Consider the following 19,676-nt stretch of genomic DNA (forward strand, 5'->3'; position numbering starts at 1 on the left):
ATGCCTTCCCCGTTAGCTTGTAAGTATCAGGAACTGCGGCGTGCTGCCGTGCTGCGTTTTGCCGCGGGCCGGCTGGCCGTCGCGCGTTTTTTTGTCGCCGGCTTGACCGGCTCCTGCGGCTCTACTGGCTCATCGGGTCCGGGGCCGGGCGGCGTTTTGACGGGGGAGGGCTCTTTGTGCATTGCCTGCGTGGCCTGGGTCGCTACCTGGGCCAGTTGGGTAAACTGTCCCTGCAGCATGTCCCACCAGGCCTGCGATGCCTGGCTGACCGAATCGTTGGCAAAACCGGCGTTGTCGTGGGCCGTCGTGTTTTCTTCGTGATCAGTGGTGGTTGTGCGCGTGGGTGTTGCCGCATCGGGCTGTGCCGACTTTTTCAAGCCGAACAGGTCGTCCAGCGAGCGATCCTGGTTCTGCGTCTGCAGGGTGTCAACAAATGTCTTCAAGGTATGAATACTGGCGCGCTGGATTTCCAGTCCCTGAATGGTGCCCGAGAGCATGGACAGGTTCATGGTCAGCCAGCTTTCTATGCTTTTGAGTTCCTGGATGCGCTTGTCCAGTTCTTCCGGGTTCAGGGCGGGGGGCATGGCAAAGACCGGATTGCTTGCCTGCTGAACTTGTGCAAACTGCTGCCAGGCCTTGCTCATCATGTCCAGGCTTTGCATGATGGGATTGCTGGCGCTGTCCGGCCCCAGGCCGGGCCGATCAAACGGGTTGCTGCTTGTCATGAGGTTCTCCCTGATTTTGCGGCTGCGCGCGAAACCGCGCGAGCAATGTTTCGGATGTACGGCTCAGCATGCCTTCCAGTATAACAAGTGCAGCTTCCAGTGTGATCTGTCTGTCGGCAATCATTTGCACGGCCTGCTGCTGGCTGACGATGCGAATCTCAGATACTTCGCCGTCCATGTTCCGCGGCGTGGCGTGAGGCGGCAGGATGCAGTCACTGACCAAAATGTCCTCGACCTGGTAGCCTTCGGGCAGGCGACGGTGCATGCGCAATAGCGTGCGCAATGGCGTACGGCAGGTCAGCACGTCTTCATTGAGCCCTGCCTCTTCAAAGGTTTCGCGCAGCAGCGCGTGTTCAAAGTCTTCCGAACCGTTGGCAAGGCCGCCGGCCAGCGTATCCCACATGCCCGGATCACTGGCTTTGGTCATGGCGCGTTTTGCTATATACAGTTGCAGGTCCGGCGTCCAGGCATTCAAATGAACGGCATGGGTCAGCAGTCCCAGGGGGCGCATGGCAGCACGCTCCATTTTTGCAAGATCTTCCCCTTCGGCATATACTGTGAGCAGCTCATCGCGCCAGGTTTTAAGCAGGCCCGCATCGCGCAGAATAATGGCGATATCGGCCAGCATTGGCTCCAGTTCGAAGCGGGGCGTACCCGGATCGACAAAGTGTACGGCGGTCGCGGTGGTGCGCACTTGCGGCAGATGGCCAATGGCCTTGAGCGCCTGCGGCGTAATAAAGCCGGCCAGTTTGCCGGCAATGGTCAGCGGCAGCGAGTATTCGGGCGGCACTTCCTGTATGGATTGCAACAGGGCTGCGTAAAGGGCGGGGATTCGGTTCAAAGTTGCATCGATGTCGTGTCAAACATGCAACGATTGTATTCGCAAAAAGTTCGCAGGCAGGTTCGCTGTCGCTTTTATATGGTTAAATGAACTATCTTTGACACAGATTAAGGCGTCTTGGGTATAATCCTGTACCGCAAAGGGTTATGATTGCTTCGCTTTTTATGCGGCTGCCGTCAGCTACGATAATCAGGCGCGATCCGATCAGTTTCATACGAAAAAACGGAACAGCGCACAAAAATGAGGTCAACATGAAGAAGTTGCAAGGTTTACTTGGTCTTGGAGCGCTCCTGCCAGCCTGTACGGCGTGGGCTCAGGTCCAGGATATGCCAGGTGGTCCTAAGGTATTGCAAGTCAATCTGCATAAGGGTGTCACCGAAATAGCCGAAAGCATGTACAGTCTGCACATCATGATGCTGATTATCTGTACTGTAATTTTTATTGCCGTTTTCGGCGTCATGTTCTACTCAATCTGGGCGCACCGCAAATCCAAGGGTTTCAAGGCTTCCGTATTCCATGAGCACATGGGCGTGGAAGTGGCCTGGACAGTGGTTCCGTTCATTATCGTGATCGCGATGGCCCTGCCGGCAACGAAAACCGTGGTTGCAATGAAAGATACCAGCAGCGCTGATATCACAGTCAAGGCAACCGGCTACCAATGGAAATGGGGTTACGAGTACCTGGATGGCAAGGCCAAGGGTATCAATTTCATTTCCAATATGACAACGCCTTACGATCAGATCGAAGGCCGCGCCGAGAAATCCAATACTTACCTGATGGAAGTGGATAACGAACTGGTTGTTCCCGCAGGTAAGAAAGTCCGCGTCGTGATCACTGCCGACGACGTCATTCACTCATTTTTTGTACCTGAGCTTGGTGTGAAACAGGATGCCATTCCCGGCTTTCTGCGTGATGCCTGGTTCCGCACCGACAAGGTGGGTACTTATCGCGGCCAGTGTGCCGAGCTGTGTGGTCAGAACCATGCCTTCATGCCAATCGTAGTCCGCGTCGTTTCTCCAGAGGATTATGACAAGTGGATTGCAGAGCAGCAGAAAGTAGCAGCACAATGAAAATGACATTCGGAACTTTATATTCGCAATATTGCGCCTGTGATATCTGCAAGCCAGGCACGCAGCAGGCAAGGAGTCAAAAATGAGTAGTACAGTAGTGGGTCACGCTCCTGATCATCACGGACACGATGACCATCACCACGCAGCCCCAACGGGCTGGCGCCGCTGGCTGTTCGCCACCAATCACAAGGATATCGGTACGATGTACCTGTTATTCTCGTTCATCATGCTGCTGGAGGGCGGCGCGCTGGCGTTGCTGATTCGTACCGAGCTGTTTGAGCCGGGGATACAGTTCTTCCAGCCTGATCTGTTCAACCAGTTCACCACCATGCACGGCCTGATCATGATTTTCGGTGCGATCATGCCTGCTCTGGTTGGATTTGCCAACTATATGATTCCGTTGCAGATCGGCGCGTCCGATATGGCTTTTGCGCGGATGAATAACTTTAGCTTCTGGCTGCTGCCTGTCGGCGCCATTTTGCTGACCGGCTCGTTCTTTGTTCCTGGTGGCGCCACTGCTGCCGGCTGGACACTTTACGCACCGCTGTCGCTGCAAATGGGTCCTGGCATGGACATGGCCATTTTCGCCGTGCACATCCTGGGTGCCTCGTCCATCATGGGTGCGATCAATATTATCGTGACCATCCTGAATATGCGCGCGCCTGGCATGACATTGATGAAAATGCCGCTGTTCTGCTGGACATGGCTGATCACGGCATTCCTGCTTATCGCTGTTATGCCGGTGCTGGCTGCTGCTGTTACCATGTTGCTGACCGACCGTCATTTTGGCACAGGCTTTTTCAACGCCGCTGCTGGTGGTGATCCGGTTCTGTATCAGCACATATTCTGGTTCTTCGGTCACCCTGAAGTGTATATTATGATTCTGCCGGCCTTCGGTATTGTGTCGGCCATCATTCCTACCTTCTCACGCAAGCGCCTGTTTGGTTATGCGTCCATGGTGTATGCGACTGCCGCGATTGCCGTGCTGTCGTTCATCGTCTGGGCCCACCATATGTTTGCAACGGGTATGCCGGTGACCGGACAGTTGTACTTCATGTATGCAACCATGCTCATTTCCATTCCTACGGGCGTGAAAGTGTTCAACTGGGTTGCTACCATGTGGCGCGGTTCGCTTACCTTCGAAACGCCCATGCTGTTCTCCGTCGGCTTTATTTTCGTGTTCACCCTGGGTGGCTTTACCGGTCTGATTCTGGCCGTTGCGCCAATTGATATCGCTGTACACGATACCTATTATGTTGTGGCTCACTTTCACTACGTGCTGGTAGCCGGATCGCTGTTTGCCCTTTTTGCTGGTACCTATTACTGGCTGCCAAAATGGACAGGCCGTATGTATAACGAGAAACTGGGCAAGATCCATTTCTGGTCTACCATGCTGTCTTTCAACCTGACGTTCTTCCCGATGCACTTCCTGGGACTGGCCGGTATGCCGCGTCGTTATGTCGATTACGCACCGCAGTTTACGGACTTCCACCAGATCGCCACTATCGGTGCCTTCTGGTTCGGATTCTCGCAATTGCTGTTTTTGTACATCATTTTGAAAACATATCGTGGCGCTGGCGAGACTGCGACTGCCCAGGTATGGGAAGGCGCAGAAGGACTGGAGTGGACACTGCCATCTCCGCTGCCGTTCCATACCTTTGAAACGCCGCCTGTTGTCAAGTAACATCGCGTTATGACACCAGAGCAAAAACGTAGGAACAGGATTGTTGGTTTGATCCTGGCCGGATTGGTAGTTGCAATCTTCCTGTGGGCGATTTTCGGTCATGTACTGTCCGCGGCTTAACGCCGCTGACAAATGGGAAGGATGTAGCTATGAGTGAAGATTTACGGGATTTGTCCAAGAGAAAGCTCAACTTCTTTCAGACCATGAAAGCAGTGCTGTGGGGGCTGTTCGGCGTGCGCCGCGGCTCGGGCTATCAGGATGACATTTCCCGGTTGAATCCGGTACATCTGATCCTGGGTGGCATCATAGCGACAGTCCTGTTTATTATTTTATTGGTGATGGTGGCGCGCTGGGCGATAACCAGCCTCACCTAGTTGGTCAAAGCGTTCCATGAGGGAGAACATTATGAGTGCGAGCCACTCGGTTCAGGTAAAAGAAGCACCGTATTATTACGTGCCGGCCGATTCGGCCCATCCAGTTAAGACAAGTGCCATAATGCTGATCATTTTGATCGGCGCGGTGACCTGGATTAACAAAGTGCCTTACGGGCAGTATCTCGTACTGTTTGGGCTGCTTGCCCTGTTTGTCGTGCTCTACCAATGGTTTGGCGATGCCATCCGTGAATCAGAGGCGGGCATGAACAGCAAGCGTATCGACCTGTCTTACCGCTGGGGTATGGGCTGGTTCATCTTCTCTGAAGTGATGTTCTTCGCCGCTTTCTTTGGCTCGCTTTGGTATGCGCGTGAAGTGACTACGCCCTGGCTGAGCGACATGGATCACCAGTTGCTGCTGTGGCCCGGCTTTACCGGCCAGTGGCCCAACTTGGGTCCAGCGGGCATCGTAAGTCATTTTGAAACAGTAGGTCCTTTCTGGCTGCCAACAATCAACACGCTGTTGCTGTTGTCTTCAGGCCTGACACTGACCCTGTCTCACCATGCATTGCGTGCCGACCATCGTAAAAGCGCTATTTTGTGGCTGTTCATTACCATTGTTCTGGGCTTCACATTTGTGTTCTTCCAGGCCGAGGAATACATTCACGCCTATTCCGAACTGAATCTGCGTTTTGATTCCGGTATTTACGGTTCACTGTTTTATATGCTCACCGGCTTTCACGGCTTCCACGTGCTGCTCGGTGCAACCATGCTGACTGTCATTCTGATCCGCCTGATTCGCGGTCACTTCACTGCCGATCATCACTTCGGTTTTGAGGGTGCTGCCTGGTACTGGCACTTTGTGGACGTGGTCTGGCTGGGTCTGTACCTGTTCGTTTACTGGTTCTGATTTACCCAGCGGTTCGATAAAAGGCAAAGGGTCGGAAAACCGACCCTTTGCTGTTTCAGCGCAACGGGGTGCTGTTACAGCAAAGCGCAGTCATTGGCGGTATGATGTTTAACGTGGTGTTGATAGCATAGCGGTGCCCACAACAGGCTTGCATTGAAGCTGGCTCAGGCTGGTTTGACGCGGGTAAAAACGCGCTGACCAGCCCCTGGGCGTGTAACCGGGCCGTGTTCCGGAACGCCGTTTTAACGAGTAGGCTGATCAATGCCCGTGCTGTCGATCCATCCCATGTAATGGGCAAACAGGACGAACAGAAACAGCGCAATGGACAGTGCAATACGCAGGGTAAGTGCGTTGACTGTGCGATTGGTTGTGCCTTTGTCGCGCATAAGGTAGAAAAAGGCCGATGCCAGACTGCCTATGATCGCAAGAAAGGCGAGTCCGATAAAGATACGCATGGGTTAACTCCTGACTGGAATAGAATATTGTAGTAATGAAACGGAAATTAATAAACTGGAAAACAGTAACGATGCTGATTCTGCTGGCATTGCTGACTGTGATTTTCGTTTCTCTGGGTCGATGGCAGTTGCATCGCGCCGACGAGCGCCGCGCGACTGCGCAGCAGATTGAAAGCGGGCAGGCTCTGCCGCCGCTGGCCATTGACAAGCATATTCCGTCTTCCGATATTGTGGCATGGCGTCCTGCAACAGTCGCCGGTCATTGGCTAGGCGCCTTCAGTGTATTGGTCAATCGCAACCAGAACGGTCGCCCGGGCTATTGGCTTGCCACCCCCCTGTTGCTGGACAATGATTCGCGTGATGCGGTATTGGTATTGCGCGGCTGGTTCCCTCAAGTGCTGACGCCGTCCGCCATGCCTGAATTTGCCTTGCCTGAAGGCAGGCAGACGGTAAGCGGTGAGATCGCTCTGCGGGTGCCGCGCCTGTTCGAACTATGGAGTTTGGGCAAGGCCGTGGCGCAGTTGCCTGAACAGATTCCCCAAAGCAGCGGACCGCTGCCTCAGGTGCAGAATCTGGATTTGGCCGAATTTGGCAAGGCCAGTGGCTTGAGTATGCTGCCACTGGTGGTGCTGCAAACCGGTTCCTCCGAGCAGGGGCTGGTGCGAGATTGGCCGCATCCTTCTATTGATGCGGATAAGAATATCGGCTATGCATTGCAATGGTTCTGTTTTGCCGCCATTGCCGCCCTGGCCTTGTTGATCAGCCTGATCCGGCTGCGTCTGAAAAGTACAAAGGAAATGTCGTCGTCATGAATACCAACCGTCCATCGTCATCCGGGACTCCCACGCAGTCGGGCGCAAAGCGTTCCAATATGCCCCTGTACCTGATTATTCTGAGCTGTATCGTGCCCATGATTGCAGCTGCGTTGCTGTACTATGTGCCTTCCCTGAGACCAGACGGTGCGACCAATTACGGCAATTTTGTTCAGCCACAGCGGCCCATGCCCTCGTCAGAAGCGCTCAGCCTGGCCACGCTGGATGGCAAGCCTTTCGATCTGAATACCCTCAAAGGCAAGTGGCTGCTGGTCACCTCCGATGGCGGCGCCTGCCCGGATTCATGCGCACAGAAACTGCATTTCACCCGCAACGGGCACGCCAGTCAGGGCAAGAATGTCAACCGCATTCAGCGGATCTGGTTTGTGACAGATAATCAGCCTATTCCGGAAAAAGTGCTGGAAGCGTACAAAGGCACGATCATGTTACGGGTCGATCCCAAGGCGCTCAGCGATTTTCTGCTGGACGAAGCCGATCGTGCAGGGGATGCGGTTGCGGTCGAAAAGAAAATGGATTCCTACCTGTGGATTATCGACCCCAATGGCAACCTGATTATGCATTACCCCGGCAATGAGTCTGATCCCGTGCGTTTTCGCGGTGATCTGGCCAAATTGCTGCACGCCTCGACCATCGGCTGATGCATATGAACACGGTAACTGAACGGATTCGCAGCCGCTATCGCAGGCTGGTGTTTCTGACCTGGTTTTTTACGCTGGATCTGATTATGTTCGGCGCCTTTGTACGCCTGACCGATTCAGGGCTGGGCTGCCCAGACTGGCCGGGTTGTTACGGCAAGGCCAGCCCTTTGGGCGCTTCCGAACATATTGCAAATGCACTGCAGCAGCAACCTTTTGGCCCGGTGTCCATGTCAAAGGCCTGGATCGAAATGATTCACCGCTACTGGGGTACGTTGCTGGGGATGATGATTATTGCGATTGTGTACATGGCATGGCGCTATCGCCGTGAGCTTGGCAGATCGCCGGTGCTGGCTACCGCTACCCTGATCGCTGTCTGCCTGCAGGGCGCCTTCGGGGCCTGGACCGTGACGCACAAGCTGATGCCGCTGGTTGTGACCACGCATCTGGTGCTGGGCATGCTGCTGCTGGCCATGATGACCTGGCTGGCCGCCCGTGAAAAGCCCCATGTGGGCATTGCCGCGCGTGCGCGTGCCTGGCGGCCATGGATGGCGTTGGGGTTCATCGTGCTGATTGTGCAGTTGTTTCTGGGGGGCTGGGTCAGCACCAATTACGCGGCGCTTGCCTGCATGGATTTTCCCACCTGTCATGGCGCCTGGGTGCCCGAGATGGACTATCGGGGCGGTTTTTCCCTGGTGCGGGCGTTGGGTGAGCTGCCGACCGGTGAAATTATTTCTCAGGAAGCGCTGACCGCGATACACTGGACGCATCGCAATTTTGCTTTTTTTGTTTTTGTTTTCCTGTTTGCGCTGGCTTTTGTAGCGCGTCGGGAAGCCGGTCTGAAAGGGCCAGCCCATTTGCTGATCGGGCTGCTTATTGTTCAGGTGCTGACCGGCCTGACAACCATTTTCTTTCAATGGCCATTGCTTATCGCGGTACTGCACACAGGGGGTGCTGCCGGGCTTACCATAGCCTGCGTGACCCTGCTGGTGCGGATGTCCCGCGGTGGTAAAGGGTCGTTTTTGCCACTATGACAACTGCTATCCATCCTGATGCCGGACTGTTGCGACAGTACCTGGTCCTGACCAAGCCACGCGTAACCCAATTGGCTGTGTTTTGCGCGGTCATCGGTATGTTCCTGGCCTCGCCAGGTTTGCCGCCGGTGCAGATTCTGATTGCTGCAACGATTGGAATCTGGCTGCTTGCTGCCGCTGCGTTTGCCATCAACTGCCTGATCGAGTTCGAGATTGATGCGCGCATGTTGCGTACGGCACGCAGACCGACAGCCAAGGGTACGATTACCGCCTTGCAAGTGATCATTCTATCGGGCGTAGTCGGCGGTGCCGGCATGCTGGTTTTGTATCATCTGGTGAATCCGCTGACCATGTGGCTTACCTTTGCCACCTTCATCGGCTATGCGCTGATCTATACCATTATCCTCAAGCCGCGTACGTCGCAGAATATCGTGATCGGTGGCCTGTCCGGCGCCATGCCGCCGGCATTGGGCTGGGCGGCAGTGGCCAATGCCGTGCCCGCAGAAGCGTGGCTGCTGGTGCTGATCATCTTTGTCTGGACCCCGCCTCATTTCTGGGCGCTGGCGCTGTATCGCGAGCACGATTATCGCAATGCGGGCCTGCCTATGCTGCCGGTCACGCATGGCAAAGACTTTACTCGCCTGCATATTCTGCTGTACACCTTCATGCTCCTGGTGATCACCATATTGCCATTTGTGATTCGCATGAGCGGCTATATGTATCTATCCAGCGCGCTGATACTGGGCGCCATTTTCATCGGTTATGCATACAAGCTGTACAAGGCATATAGTGACGAACTGGCCCGTAAGACTTTCCGCTATTCGATCCTTTATCTGTCGCTGCTGTTCATGGCGCTGCTGATCGATCATTGGATTTTGATGTCGGGTATTACCGGCTGATGGGCAGGGCGCCATGCAACGGCCCTGTCATAAAAAACTGGAGTTTGCAATGATGTCTTCTATGCGTTTGCGGATCGCGGCCAGGGCTGCGCTTGCGCTGACCCTCGCGGTAGTCCTGTCGGCCTGCGATAATAACGGTGGTGCCGGTACGACAAACTCAGGCGCGTCTGCTGGTGCCGCGAGTGCATTGTCAGGCGTTACCGGAACGGACATAACCGGTACGGGTTTTGGCAAGAACGTGAAACTGCTTGATCACAATGGCAAGCAGATCAACCTGCTGGACGCTTATCGCGGCAAGGTGCTGGTGGTATTTTTTGGATTCACGCAATGTCCTGACGTATGTCCGACGACCATGGCTGAGCTGGCCCAGGTGAAGGAAAAACTTGAACCGCAAGCACGCGATCTGGTGCAAGTGGTCATGATCAGTGTCGATCCGCAGCGCGATACCCCGCAGGTATTGAAGCAATATGTAGCGGCCTTTGACCCTTCCTTCATGGGATTGACCGGTTCGGATGACCAGATCGCCAAGGCGGCTTCGTCTTTCAAGGCGTATTATAAGAAGGTCGATAGCGGGAAAAGCTATATGATGGAACACAGTTCTGGGTTGTATGTTATCGATACCAAGGGAGAATCCAGGCTCCTGTTCAAGCCGAATACGCCTCCTGAAGACATTGCTGCCGATTTGCAGAAATTGCTTTGAGGCACGAAGGCCAGGAAAAAAAAGAGCGCGAAGGCGCTTTTTTTGTGTGAATCGGTCTCGTTATCGACGGATCGGTTCGTGCACCGGTGTTTCAGGTGATCAGCCAAATAGAAACCAAATGTTTCAGCGTTTAAGGTTGACTGGCTGTTTAGACCTTGCGGCATCTACACATATGATATTTTCAGGCAAACCGCTTTTGCCTGGGTAGAATGAATTGTTTCAATTCTAGGGTTAGTGCGAATATGATGACAGATTGATTATAAGTAAATTACTCCTGCCTATATCGTAAAGTATTCAATAAAATCATTCGTTTAGGTCAGAGATACAGGCCACGCACGCAGGCCGGTCCACCAGTTGAAGGACAGGCGCCGCAGTAGTGCGTTTTTCATGTACGTGTTGTTTTTATTGATGCTTTTGGTTGAGGTGCCTTTTGTATGCGACTGTAATCAAAGGGCAGGCGGGTATTTTTATCTGGACGTAAATCATGGCACTTTACAAAGGTAGTTACCGGGACAAGTTTCAGGGACCCGCCACTTATACGGTGAAGGGCATGGAACATAAGACGGTTGAAGGCATCTCAATACAAAATTATAAGCAAGGGCTGGATATTACTGTTGATTCAGGTAAGCTGAAAATCGACGCCTTGGTCTTGGTGGACCATGTAAGCGGTGTCCATCTCGATGTTGATACCGACAGAAAGACAATGAGCAAGAACTTCACGTCTACGATCGCAGGCGTTAACGTGAACGCATATGGCGTCTTTTTCCTGAGTACCGGCGCTACCAATTCATTAGGAACCGTCGTTACCAGTCATGGCGCGGCTGCATGGGTGAATTTGAATCTGTTTAAAATGCTCGTGACAGTGGTAGCGACACCGTTATCGCATAAATATGACAACCGCAGCAAAAAGAAGAAAATCTTGCACGCAATCAGGTATGTGCGAACCGGCAATGAACATGAAACCGCCAGTAAGTCAAAAGTCTCCTGACAATATCATCACTGTGAATTATGGCTTTCTATAAAAGTACCTTTACGAATGCTTATGAGCAGAATCTGACAACGGAGCTCGAGGCCGCGGAAAACATCACAGTTGATCAGCATACCGTGATGAATTACAAGAATGGCCTGACTGTCGATGCAGGCGGGCAGATCTATTATCGCAACGGCGATACGATCACATTCGAGTGTGATCAGAAAAAACTGGATTACACCTTCAGCACTAATGTAACCGGGATACAGCTGGGCGCATCGTTCGTTAACCTGCAGATGAACGGTTTGAACGTGGCTGCGGCCGCCACCCATAAAACTGAAATGGCCGGCATCTATATGCTGATGGGCGCATTTTTTTTCAATCCTTCACCGTATAAGTTCACCCACTCGCAGGCAGAGGAGAACAGCCATGTGTTTACGCCCATACTGCACGTGCTTTCCTGGGAAAAACACGTGAAAATCAAAAAGATAAACAAAAAGACCGTGTCCTTCAACGGGCTGACGATCAACGGTTGGTAGGTGCAAGATGGCAAAAATTATTGGAAATGCGACCGACCATCATGTCGGCAAAGTGGATCTTGAATATAAGAATACACTGAACAAGACAGTGGATAAGCCGTCGCTACATGAGCATAACTCTTTCCTTGCCTGGCTGACCGATACAGGGATTCATTGCAAGGCGCCAATCGTTCATGAGACCTATTACACCATTATGAAAATCAGGGCGGTAGAGGTGTCCTTGTTCATTGCCAAGATCCTGATGTCTCCGATCAATATATCGTTGTATGGATATAGCATCAATATGTCGGGGATGTACATGAACCTCTCGGGCTTGACGACAAATACCGGCAAGTACTTCCTGCTGCCGTCGCCGGTGAGGGTGCAGGCAGGTATCGCGCAATTCAAAGTGCAGGGCATCAACAAATCCCGGGCCGATTTTCTGAATGACAAGACAAAGGATATGAAACAGTTGGGCGGCATTTTCGTCTATCAGCCCACCAAAAAGAAATCGCAACACTGATCACATATGAAAACCATAAAAGCAGATCGATTCAGCCTGCTCACGCGTCCCTACTCCTGGCATGGTCGGCCGTATCTGGGCGTTGCAATCTACGCCCTGGTAGAACAAGATCAGCAGGGACATTTCCTGCAGGACGACCAGCGGATCTGGGCGGATCTGTTGCCGACGCTCGATAGCGGCGGCATGCTTGACCATATCATGCCCAAGGCGTTTCCAGAGTATTTGATTAGCGGGCATGCCTATACGGCGCATCAATCAGACAAGACGGCTTGCATGGTGCGCGCGCAAATTGGTGAGCTTGAGAAACAATTGGTGGTATCCGGACAGCGGTATTGGATCAACCAATCGATATCCACCCCCGAGCCGTTTGACGCCATGCCTATTGACTGGAGTCATGCATTTGGCGGCGAGAAGGTCGCGGCCAACCCGGCAGGCAAGGGCACGACGAAGGTAGAGGTCAACGGTATCGAGGCGATACCGCTGCCTAATATTGAGGATCCGTTGCACAGGATCGCGCACCGCCAGGACACCCCCGAGCCAGCCTGCTTCGGGCCTATCGGGTTAACGCATCCTGATCGCATCGGCATGCAGGGAACCTACAGCGAGCAATGGCATAAATATGAGTTCCCTGGGTTCCTGCCGGATATGAATCCGGAAGTATTCAATATGGCCCGATCTGATCAGCAGTGGCGCAATCGCGCCGAGCTACCCTTGGGCGAGCACTTCCAAATATGGAATATGAATGAACAGAAGCACTGCTGGGAAGGTACGCTGCCGGAACTACGGGCCCGTTGTTTCCTGAAATTGAAGCAAGCCGCTGGCAGCAATCATTCAGATGATAATGATCTGGTGGAAGTGGATAATATGGTTGCGTCGACTGTCTGGTTGCTGCCCGATACCCTGTCCATGATTGTCATGTTCCATGGGACAGTGCCAATCAGGGACGAAGAGGCCGACGACGTGGCGGTGGTCATGGGAGCAATAGAGCGGCAGAATGCGCCGCGCCCGCTTGGGCATTACCGACAAATCATGCAATATCGAATGGATCCAGAAGTGGCGTCCGAGCATTATGAGCTGGATGAAGAACTGATCACCGCAGATTTATTGCGTCCCGACATACAAGATGAATTGGCGATGCAGGAGTCCCCGTTAGCTGACCGTCTTGCGCGTTTCGTCAACACGCAAGAGACGGAGATAAAAAAATGGATGCAGACCCAGGGACTTGATTACGATGATATCTATCCACCATTTGTTGGGCCGCCGGAAGATTTTATAAATATGTCGACATTGGACCGACGAGCGAGATTGACAAAACTGGGCGTGGACGGGCGGGACCAGGCCAGGGGAATGGCCGAGCAAGCAAAGCAGGACACACCCGAACTTGGCGAATATATCGCACAAATGGATAAATACGCCGACATGGACGAGACCGATCTGGCTCAGATCCAGATCGATCACGCCGGTCCGCCCGACTTGAGTCATTTTGATATGTTGCGCGAGCAGGCTCAGGGCCAGGATCGCGCCGCGCAGGCATCAATGAGTTTGGCGACGATCGATCAGCTTAGAAAAAACACTCGCAAATCGTACTTGTATACGGCGCAATACCAGAGGCCTGCGGTCGTGCTTGACGTGGATCAGAGCACTGCTGTGAGACAGGAAGTCATGCGCCGTTATCAGTTCAATCGAGACTTGTCGGATATGGATCTGACTGGTGCGGACTTGCGCGGGATCCGTCTTAGCGGCGCGAATTTTACCGATAGTTTCCTGGAGGGCGTCAATTTCGAAGATGCGCAGTTGGAACAGATCGATTTCACGCGAGCTGTACTGACACGGGCGCGGTTCGCACGTGCACGGATGAATCGGATTGATTTCACCAATGCGAATCTTGCCATGGCGCGAATAAGCGACGCGCAGTTACGCGATTGCCTGTTTCATGAAACCAATACTGACCAGTTGTCATTCGTCGGGACGTATGTTTCGCAGGCCAGTTTGTCCAGTCTGATGCCAGAAGGGCTCATTCTGCATGATACGATATTTGAGGCGTGTCGCTTCAATGCCTGCATTATCACAGATGGCGAGGCCAGGAACCTGCAATTGAAAAACTGCGATTTATTCAAAGTGGCATGGACAGAAAGTCAGTTCGAGGGTCTCGTTGTACAGGAGGGGACGTTCAAGGATGTTTCCTGGACGGAATGCCGCTTGAACGCTTGCAGTTTTACGCAATGTAAGCTGGTCAATATTTTATTTGAAGAAGATGTCACCCTGACGGCATGCCGGTTTGTTGGCAGCCGCCTGCTGGAATGCAATTTCATGGCGGTAGACATGTCATCCAGCCAGTTCACCCGTAGCGACCTGAACGGTACTGATTTTACAAAGTCGGTGCTTCATGACTGCAATTTTGATTTTGTTGGTGCGCGCAATTGCATCTTTCATAAGGCTGAGCTGGCGGGCAGTTCGTTTCGCGGGGCAGATCTGATTCAGGCGACGTTTGAAAAGGCCGGATTGGAGGGATGCAACTTCGATCACGCGACTTTTTTCAGGACTAATGTTTCCAAGGCAAGGATAGACCCGGCGACGCGCCTGGACAAAGCCTATCGGCAGCAACTGGAACTTTATCCGATGCATCGCGATGCCGTCGATATGGAGGCGTTGTTTGGCCATGGCTAGGGTGTTGCTGGAACGATTCAAAACGAGAGGAGAACCGTGCTCGGAACAGGATTTTTCGGGCCAGGATGTGCGTGCCATGGATCTGTCGGGCATGGCATTTGATCATGTGAATTTTCGTGGTGCCGATTTATCCGGCTGTGTCCTGACTGCCTGCACGTTCATTGATTGCTGCCTGGACGATGCGCGCATGGATGGCGTGCAATTGACAGACAGCGTGTTCACGCAGTGCGATCTGCAGCGAGCCAGTTTGCAAGTGGCCCGGATACACGACGCGGCGTGGAACGAGGTCAACCTGAAAGGCGCGGACCTGAAAGACGCCCACATCGATAGCACGATTTTCCAGGCCTGTTGCTTTGACAATTGCAGTCTGCATGTCGCCAGCTTTTCCAAAAGTGTTTTCAAGGATTCGTCTTTTGTGAACGCGGAATTTGGCAAAAGAGAGCTGGATCGCCTGGTTTTCTACGAAACCGACCTGCGTCGAACCCGGTTCCTTAACCAGCAGTTCAAGCAAATGATGTTCATTGGCTGCAACCTGCAAGGACAGCAGTTTTCAGACCGGGTATTCGTGGCATGCCAGTTCACTGAAGCCTTGCTGAACGATTGCTTGTTTGTTGGCGCAACCCTGTCGCAATCGGTCTTTGCCAAGGCGGATTTATCTGGCGCCGATTTGAGTCGCGTTCAGGGTCAATATACTTTGTTCGCAGAGGCCACGATGCACGGTATGCGCGCATACGAAGCCGATCTGGAAAAAACAGTCTGGACTGACGCCGCATTGATGCAGGCCGATTTCAGGCATGCTCGCCTTGGCTACGCGTCGTTCGAAAGGGCTGACTGCAGTGGAGCCGATTTTAGCCAGGCGGCGCTGGCTTATGCCAGGTTCGATTATGCCTTGCTGGAACGCACCGTTTTTAGCGGCGCCAGCTTCGAATATACTTCGATGCACGGCGTCAGCGGCACCGATCCATGGCTGGCGGTTAAGCCCGGCGTGGCTTCGGTAGACCAGGCGTTGAGAGACGCCGAATTGCATGCGTTGCGCATGCGCTCCGAAATTTGACAGAAAAGACAGGAACAAAACATGTACAACATTACTTCATTAGGCGGCGGATATTTGGGATTTCCGGACTGCTGTAAAACGCCGCCAGCCATGCTCCCCATCCCTTACCCGAACTTCGGGACGCACTTGTTGGCGCCTAACCCCTGCTTTCGCCTGCTGTTTTGTTGTGCTCCCGTGCATAACAAAGGCACCAAGAAAATTATCTCTTTCGGTGATCAACCTGGCGTTGCCGGCGGTATTGCCTCGCAGGTTTTTATGAGCCAGACCTCGCATCTGGCCAATTACTCGACAACCTATAAATTGAATAATAAACCGTCGGTCAGGCTATCAGGTGTAGAAAAGAGTAATCGCAGAAACGTTATCGTGATGGATATCATTCCTAGTTTCCAATTTAAAAACCAGTGTTTCGCGGGATGATGCCGTATCAGGGGAGATCAGATTGCGGGGGCGCAATATCAGTTCGGGCAACGCCGTCGCCGTCGGATTCAAACATTATTATCGCTTGTTCTTGCTCGGCGAGATAGCGCAACGGCAGGATCTGGCCCGCGGTAATGCGTATGTGATCTGGCAGCAGGGAGCGGATCACGACGGGCGTTGCTGAAAACGACGTTTGCAATGTGATATCGTAAAACTCATCGGTATAGGTTTGCTCGCCAGCCCGCTCGATGTGCAGCACCGTGCCCGAGGCCGGTGCCCCATCCCGGAGTATTTTGTGTTTCAGCGTCTGCTCATCGCGCAAGGCTGTCCTGGCCTTGAGCAAATAAGGCAGTGATAGCATCCATAAGCCTAGCGCCAGTGCGTAACCGGCCGGGTGGGTCGTGGTCACCCAGGTCGCGACAACGACGATGATCGCAGCCGTTTGTGAAAAGAGCAAGAGATAGAACCACTTGCGGGGAATATCGAGTCGACGTTGCTGGCCGTTTTTTAGAATCATGGCTGCTCCGTTGCGTCGTGGCGTCCGGATGTCAGCAGCGCTTGTGCTGGGGCCGGCGCCACGGATGGGCGTGCTTTGGCATCGTCCGTGTCGTTGTTGCTATCGGCAGCGGTATCGGTACGCAACCCCGACTCCGGCGAGGCAGTGTCGGCGCCGTCGGAAGTGGTGCCACTGTCACTATCATTATTTGCGGTAGCATGTGTGCCGGCAGCATCCGTCGCAGCGCGTGCCGGCTCGTCTGTTTCTTGTTTACCCGAAATTCCCCCTGGGGCGGCGGCGGTTTCCGATTCGTCCATACCGTCTGTTGCATTTACCGATTTGGCAGCATATTGCTCCCACACTTCCAGCGCCCGCAGCCGATGTTTGACCACCAGGTCAATTTTTTCCTTGATATCAGGGAATTTTTTCATCAACGCATGAAAATCCCGTGCCTGCAGGAACAGCAGTTTGGAGTAGCCCATGGATCGCACGCTTTGCGTCAGGGTCTTATCGGTGAGCATGCTCAACTCACCCAGCATTTCACCTGAGCCCAGTTCCACGCGGGAAGAGTCGGGTAGCGTGATCAGAACCGCCCCGGAGGCGACAAAGAACATCAGTTTGTGGCCGTACCGGTCAACTTGCGGGACCGTTTGATTAGGCAGCATCAGGCGGGGCCGCAGCAGCTTGCTCAACTGCGTCAGGGCGGTATCGTCCATCTCTTCGAACAGTGGCACGCGCTTGACCAGTTCCTTGGCGCTGAGCGACACGTCCAGGCTGGGATGGCGAAACAGCGGCTCCCAACGTTTATTCACCTGGGCAATCAGGTTGTTATAGACTTCCTTGGTAATCAGCGACTGTTCGAGCATTTCGTTATAGCGCGTCACTTCCAGTGAGCGGGCAATCCTGGCCAGATAATCTTCCTGGGTCCAGTGCGCATAGACCGGATAAGTCAGGTTCAGGGCGCTCAAGGCGGTGTCGATCGTGTGCAGCCTGGCGACCAGGATGCGTTCTGCCTTGCCGGCAATTTCCTGTCCCAGCAGGGGCCTCAGGTCATCGCGGCAGAAGCGGATCAACTGGCTGACCACTGAGTGTTTGCTGATTAGTTTGATAATCCGCTGGGACAGTTCATGAGCCAGCCAGGGGCTGAAATTGAAATTGGTCTGCATGCGCAAGGCAATTTTGAACGCACTCGTATAACGTATGTCATAGCGCAGCGCGCGGGTGTAAGCCCGTGCGCCACCGGCACGGGCAGCATCGCCCAGATTCTCGGCATTGGACAGCAGGGTCTGGGCCGCCTGCCAGGGAATCAGCTGTTTCTTTAGCGAATCAAAAAACAGTTCTTCTTCCCGGTTGGAAATAATCGCCAGCGCGACAGAGAGTCGATCACCCTTGCTCAGATAGTCGGTTTCGTCTTTCTGAATGTCGGCCATCCCCTTGGCAAAGATGGCATCCACCTGTTGTTTGGCGCTGGCCTCCATTTTGAGCAGGCCGGCCAGTTCGTCGGTCTGTTCCTTGACGTCATCCAGGGCGATCACCAATGCCTGGTTGCGCAGCCCTTGCTCTACCGGACTGAGCTGATCCAGCCCGAGCTTGGAAATTAGCGGGCGCAGGGTAAGACCGTTGATCAGCAGTGTTGCCAGCACGTAGCAGGTGGTTGCCGCAGCGACAAAATGACGCACATCGGCCGGAATTGCCGTCTGCTCCGTGACCGCCAGCGCCAGTGCAAGCGAGATCGCGCCCCTTAAGCCGCCCCAGCACATGACTGCGCGAAAAGGACGACTCACATAAGTCGACATTTTGAACATTGTCAGCAGGGGAATGACGCCAAAGACGACTGCAGCACGGGCGGCAAGCGTGGTGATGAACAATAGGACAACCAGCAAGGCCTGCTTGAAATCGAGGTCAATGACCAGTCGCGGGATAAGCATGGCTGCCAGAATGAAAATCAGCGAATTGGCCCAGAACCCGAACTGCTCCCATGCGTGCCCAAGCTGCTCGAAGGTGGAGGGTGACATCCGCGTGCGGCCTGCCGAACCCACAACCAGTCCTGCCACCACAGTAGCCACGACACCGGAAACATGGAAATAATGCTCGGAAATAAAGAACGTCAGATAGGCGGTGCAGATGGTCAGGCTGATCTCGGCAGTGGGCCAGCCGCGCATGTAATGAAAAAGCCGGCAGGTAATATGGCCAAAAATGAAGCCGATGAGGCCGCCAATCAGGAAGCTGTACAGAAAGTGACCAGCGATGTTTTCAATACTGAGCGGGGCATCGCGGGTAATAACGGATATGAAAACGGTGTACAGGGCAATGGCCGCAGCGTCATTGAGCAGGGATTCGCCTTCTACCAGTGTGGTCAGGCGTTTGGGCGCGCCCACTTCGCGAAAGATGCCGACTACGGCCACCGGGTCGGTAGTGGCCACAATGGCGCCAAGCAGCAGGCACACCGCCAGGCTGTAGCCTGAGAACTCGGCCATGATCATGCCGACGCTCACGGTGCAGACCAAAACGGCCACAATGGCCATGGTCAGTATCGGGCTGATGTCGACCATAATGCGACGCACATTCATCGCCATGGATGTTTCAAATAGCAGGATGGGCAGGAAAACAATCAGAAAGGTCTGGGACGAAATGGAAAACCCGTGCAGGGCATGCAGGAAATCGCCAATGAAGGGCCAGTGAATGCCATTGGCCTGAACGATCAGTCCCAATGCGCCGCCTAAAATTGCGAGCGTGACGGTGTGCGGCAAACCCAGCCGGCTTGCCAGCGAGGGCATAAAACAGGCAATCGTCAGCAGCCCGGCCAGTGCAAATACGAAGTATTGGATTTCCATGCGAGAACATTTCTGGTACGGCGGAAATCAACTATACCCG

At 53.7% G+C, this 19,676-nt stretch carries 20 protein-coding genes and 1 pseudogene; 16 read left to right on the forward strand and 5 right to left on the reverse strand.

Features of this window, described 5'->3' with window-relative positions; genetic code table 11:
- Positions 1–26: 26 nt before the first annotated feature.
- A complete protein-coding gene (locus EV681_RS02950; RefSeq protein WP_130303274.1) occupies positions 27–725 on the reverse strand; it encodes a PhaM family polyhydroxyalkanoate granule multifunctional regulatory protein in 699 nt (232 codons plus the stop codon).
- Entirely contained in the window at positions 703–1,566 is an 864-nt protein-coding gene (locus EV681_RS02955) for an NUDIX hydrolase (protein ID WP_128393859.1), read from the reverse strand. The genes EV681_RS02950 and EV681_RS02955 overlap by 23 nt, the downstream gene beginning before the upstream one ends.
- A 251-nt stretch (positions 1,567–1,817) precedes the next feature.
- Here EV681_RS02955 and coxB point away from each other — a divergent pair.
- The 5 genes and pseudogenes from coxB to EV681_RS02975 form a co-directional block, all read left to right on the forward strand.
- Positions 1,818–2,630 (forward strand): annotated as a pseudogene (gene coxB / locus EV681_RS02960) (cytochrome c oxidase subunit II); the annotation flags it as partial.
- Positions 2,631–2,718: 88 nt separating this feature from the next.
- A complete protein-coding gene (gene ctaD / locus EV681_RS02965; RefSeq protein ID WP_128393861.1) occupies positions 2,719–4,320 on the forward strand; it encodes a cytochrome c oxidase subunit I in 1,602 nt (533 codons plus the stop codon).
- Positions 4,321–4,329: 9 nt separating this feature from the next.
- Positions 4,330–4,440, forward strand: a complete 111-nt coding sequence (locus EV681_RS22665; protein WP_226817222.1) for a cytochrome oxidase small assembly protein — start codon at positions 4,330–4,332, stop codon at positions 4,438–4,440.
- A 29-nt stretch (positions 4,441–4,469) separates the two neighbouring features.
- Positions 4,470–4,694 (forward strand): DUF2970 domain-containing protein, encoded by a 225-nt coding sequence (locus EV681_RS02970; protein ID WP_014749294.1) that lies wholly within the window; start codon positions 4,470–4,472, stop codon positions 4,692–4,694.
- A 31-nt stretch (positions 4,695–4,725) separates the two neighbouring features.
- Positions 4,726–5,601: a cytochrome c oxidase subunit 3 gene (locus EV681_RS02975; RefSeq protein WP_128393862.1), complete on the forward strand. Its 876-nt coding sequence runs from the start codon at positions 4,726–4,728 to the stop codon at positions 5,599–5,601.
- Positions 5,602–5,843: 242 nt separating this feature from the next.
- Here EV681_RS02975 and EV681_RS02980 read toward each other — a convergent pair whose 3' ends face one another.
- On the reverse strand, positions 5,844–6,056 hold the full coding sequence (locus EV681_RS02980) for a twin transmembrane helix small protein (protein ID WP_128393863.1): 213 nt from the start codon (positions 6,054–6,056) through the stop codon (positions 5,844–5,846).
- A gap of 35 nt (positions 6,057–6,091) precedes the next feature.
- Here EV681_RS02980 and EV681_RS02985 point away from each other — a divergent pair, with 35 nt between their 5' ends.
- The 11 genes from EV681_RS02985 to EV681_RS03035 all read left to right on the forward strand — a co-directional run bounded on the left by EV681_RS02985 (position 6,092) and on the right by EV681_RS03035 (position 16,306).
- Entirely contained in the window at positions 6,092–6,868 is a 777-nt protein-coding gene (locus EV681_RS02985) for an SURF1 family protein (protein WP_278044073.1), read from the forward strand.
- Complete coding sequence (locus EV681_RS02990) at positions 6,865–7,527, forward strand: SCO family protein (protein ID WP_207226997.1); 663 nt, start codon at positions 6,865–6,867, stop codon at positions 7,525–7,527. The genes EV681_RS02985 and EV681_RS02990 overlap by 4 nt, the downstream gene beginning before the upstream one ends.
- Before the next feature lie 5 nt (positions 7,528–7,532).
- Positions 7,533–8,558, forward strand: coding sequence for a COX15/CtaA family protein (locus EV681_RS02995; protein WP_128393864.1), 1,026 nt, complete (start codon positions 7,533–7,535; stop codon positions 8,556–8,558).
- A complete protein-coding gene (gene cyoE, locus EV681_RS03000) occupies positions 8,555–9,457 on the forward strand; it encodes a heme o synthase (protein WP_128393865.1) in 903 nt (300 codons plus the stop codon). The genes EV681_RS02995 and cyoE overlap by 4 nt, the downstream gene beginning before the upstream one ends.
- A 49-nt stretch (positions 9,458–9,506) precedes the next feature.
- Positions 9,507–10,157, forward strand: a complete 651-nt coding sequence (locus EV681_RS03005; protein ID WP_130303275.1) for an SCO family protein — start codon at positions 9,507–9,509, stop codon at positions 10,155–10,157.
- A gap of 484 nt (positions 10,158–10,641) precedes the next feature.
- Positions 10,642–11,145 carry a hypothetical protein gene (locus tag EV681_RS03010; protein ID WP_128393867.1) on the forward strand — a complete coding sequence of 168 codons (504 nt, stop codon included), beginning with the start codon at positions 10,642–10,644 and terminating at the stop codon, positions 11,143–11,145.
- A 20-nt stretch (positions 11,146–11,165) separates the two neighbouring features.
- Positions 11,166–11,666 (forward strand): hypothetical protein, encoded by a 501-nt coding sequence (locus tag EV681_RS03015; RefSeq protein WP_128393868.1) that lies wholly within the window; start codon positions 11,166–11,168, stop codon positions 11,664–11,666.
- Positions 11,667–11,673: 7 nt separating this feature from the next.
- Positions 11,674–12,168, forward strand: a complete 495-nt coding sequence (locus EV681_RS03020; protein WP_128393869.1) for a hypothetical protein — start codon at positions 11,674–11,676, stop codon at positions 12,166–12,168.
- A gap of 6 nt (positions 12,169–12,174) precedes the next feature.
- Positions 12,175–14,835: a DUF2169 family type VI secretion system accessory protein gene (locus EV681_RS03025; protein ID WP_128393870.1), complete on the forward strand. Its 2,661-nt coding sequence runs from the start codon at positions 12,175–12,177 to the stop codon at positions 14,833–14,835.
- The gene (locus EV681_RS03030) at positions 14,828–15,889 is read left to right on the forward strand and encodes a pentapeptide repeat-containing protein (protein ID WP_165392925.1); all 1,062 of its coding nucleotides are present in this window, start codon (positions 14,828–14,830) and stop codon (positions 15,887–15,889) included. Before EV681_RS03025 ends, EV681_RS03030 begins: the two co-directional genes overlap by 8 nt.
- A 21-nt stretch (positions 15,890–15,910) precedes the next feature.
- Positions 15,911–16,306 carry a DUF4150 domain-containing protein gene (locus EV681_RS03035; protein ID WP_128393872.1) on the forward strand — a complete coding sequence of 132 codons (396 nt, stop codon included), beginning with the start codon at positions 15,911–15,913 and terminating at the stop codon, positions 16,304–16,306.
- A 7-nt stretch (positions 16,307–16,313) separates the two neighbouring features.
- Here EV681_RS03035 and EV681_RS03040 read toward each other — a convergent pair whose 3' ends face one another.
- Together EV681_RS03040 and EV681_RS03045 are read right to left on the reverse strand one after the other, a co-directional pair.
- A complete protein-coding gene (locus EV681_RS03040; protein ID WP_128393873.1) occupies positions 16,314–16,823 on the reverse strand; it encodes a hypothetical protein in 510 nt (169 codons plus the stop codon).
- Positions 16,820–19,636: a cation:proton antiporter domain-containing protein gene (locus tag EV681_RS03045; protein WP_128393874.1), complete on the reverse strand. Its 2,817-nt coding sequence runs from the start codon at positions 19,634–19,636 to the stop codon at positions 16,820–16,822. Before EV681_RS03045 ends, EV681_RS03040 begins: the two co-directional genes overlap by 4 nt.
- Positions 19,637–19,676: the final 40 nt, after the last annotated feature.

It is taken from the genome of Advenella incenata (assembly GCF_004217095.1).
Classification (GTDB): Bacteria; Pseudomonadota; Gammaproteobacteria; order Burkholderiales; family Burkholderiaceae_B; genus Advenella; species Advenella incenata.

Bases quoted from the DNA above. Each gene is read 5' to 3' on its own strand.
- EV681_RS02985 (WP_278044073.1), top strand. From the start codon at position 6,092: ATGAAACGGAAATTAATAAACTGGAAAACAGTAACGATGCTGATTCTG.
- EV681_RS02975 (WP_128393862.1), top strand. From the start codon at position 4,726: ATGAGTGCGAGCCACTCGGTTCAGGTAAAAGAAGCACCGTATTATTAC.
- EV681_RS03045 (WP_128393874.1), bottom strand. From the start codon at position 19,636: ATGGAAATCCAATACTTCGTATTTGCACTGGCCGGGCTGCTGACGATT.
- EV681_RS03030 (WP_165392925.1), top strand. From the start codon at position 14,828: ATGGCTAGGGTGTTGCTGGAACGATTCAAAACGAGAGGAGAACCGTGC.
- ctaD (WP_128393861.1), top strand. From the start codon at position 2,719: ATGAGTAGTACAGTAGTGGGTCACGCTCCTGATCATCACGGACACGAT.
- EV681_RS03020 (WP_128393869.1), top strand. From the start codon at position 11,674: ATGGCAAAAATTATTGGAAATGCGACCGACCATCATGTCGGCAAAGTG.
- EV681_RS03035 (WP_128393872.1), top strand. From the start codon at position 15,911: ATGTACAACATTACTTCATTAGGCGGCGGATATTTGGGATTTCCGGAC.
- cyoE (WP_128393865.1), top strand. From the start codon at position 8,555: ATGACAACTGCTATCCATCCTGATGCCGGACTGTTGCGACAGTACCTG.
- EV681_RS02950 (WP_130303274.1), bottom strand. From the start codon at position 725: ATGACAAGCAGCAACCCGTTTGATCGGCCCGGCCTGGGGCCGGACAGC.
- EV681_RS03040 (WP_128393873.1), bottom strand. From the start codon at position 16,823: ATGATTCTAAAAAACGGCCAGCAACGTCGACTCGATATTCCCCGCAAG.
- EV681_RS03025 (WP_128393870.1), top strand. From the start codon at position 12,175: ATGAAAACCATAAAAGCAGATCGATTCAGCCTGCTCACGCGTCCCTAC.
- EV681_RS22665 (WP_226817222.1), top strand. From the start codon at position 4,330: ATGACACCAGAGCAAAAACGTAGGAACAGGATTGTTGGTTTGATCCTG.
- EV681_RS02990 (WP_207226997.1), top strand. From the start codon at position 6,865: ATGAATACCAACCGTCCATCGTCATCCGGGACTCCCACGCAGTCGGGC.
- EV681_RS02995 (WP_128393864.1), top strand. From the start codon at position 7,533: ATGAACACGGTAACTGAACGGATTCGCAGCCGCTATCGCAGGCTGGTG.
- EV681_RS03010 (WP_128393867.1), top strand. From the start codon at position 10,642: ATGGCACTTTACAAAGGTAGTTACCGGGACAAGTTTCAGGGACCCGCC.
- EV681_RS03015 (WP_128393868.1), top strand. From the start codon at position 11,166: ATGGCTTTCTATAAAAGTACCTTTACGAATGCTTATGAGCAGAATCTG.
- EV681_RS02980 (WP_128393863.1), bottom strand. From the start codon at position 6,056: ATGCGTATCTTTATCGGACTCGCCTTTCTTGCGATCATAGGCAGTCTG.
- EV681_RS02970 (WP_014749294.1), top strand. From the start codon at position 4,470: ATGAGTGAAGATTTACGGGATTTGTCCAAGAGAAAGCTCAACTTCTTT.
- EV681_RS03005 (WP_130303275.1), top strand. From the start codon at position 9,507: ATGATGTCTTCTATGCGTTTGCGGATCGCGGCCAGGGCTGCGCTTGCG.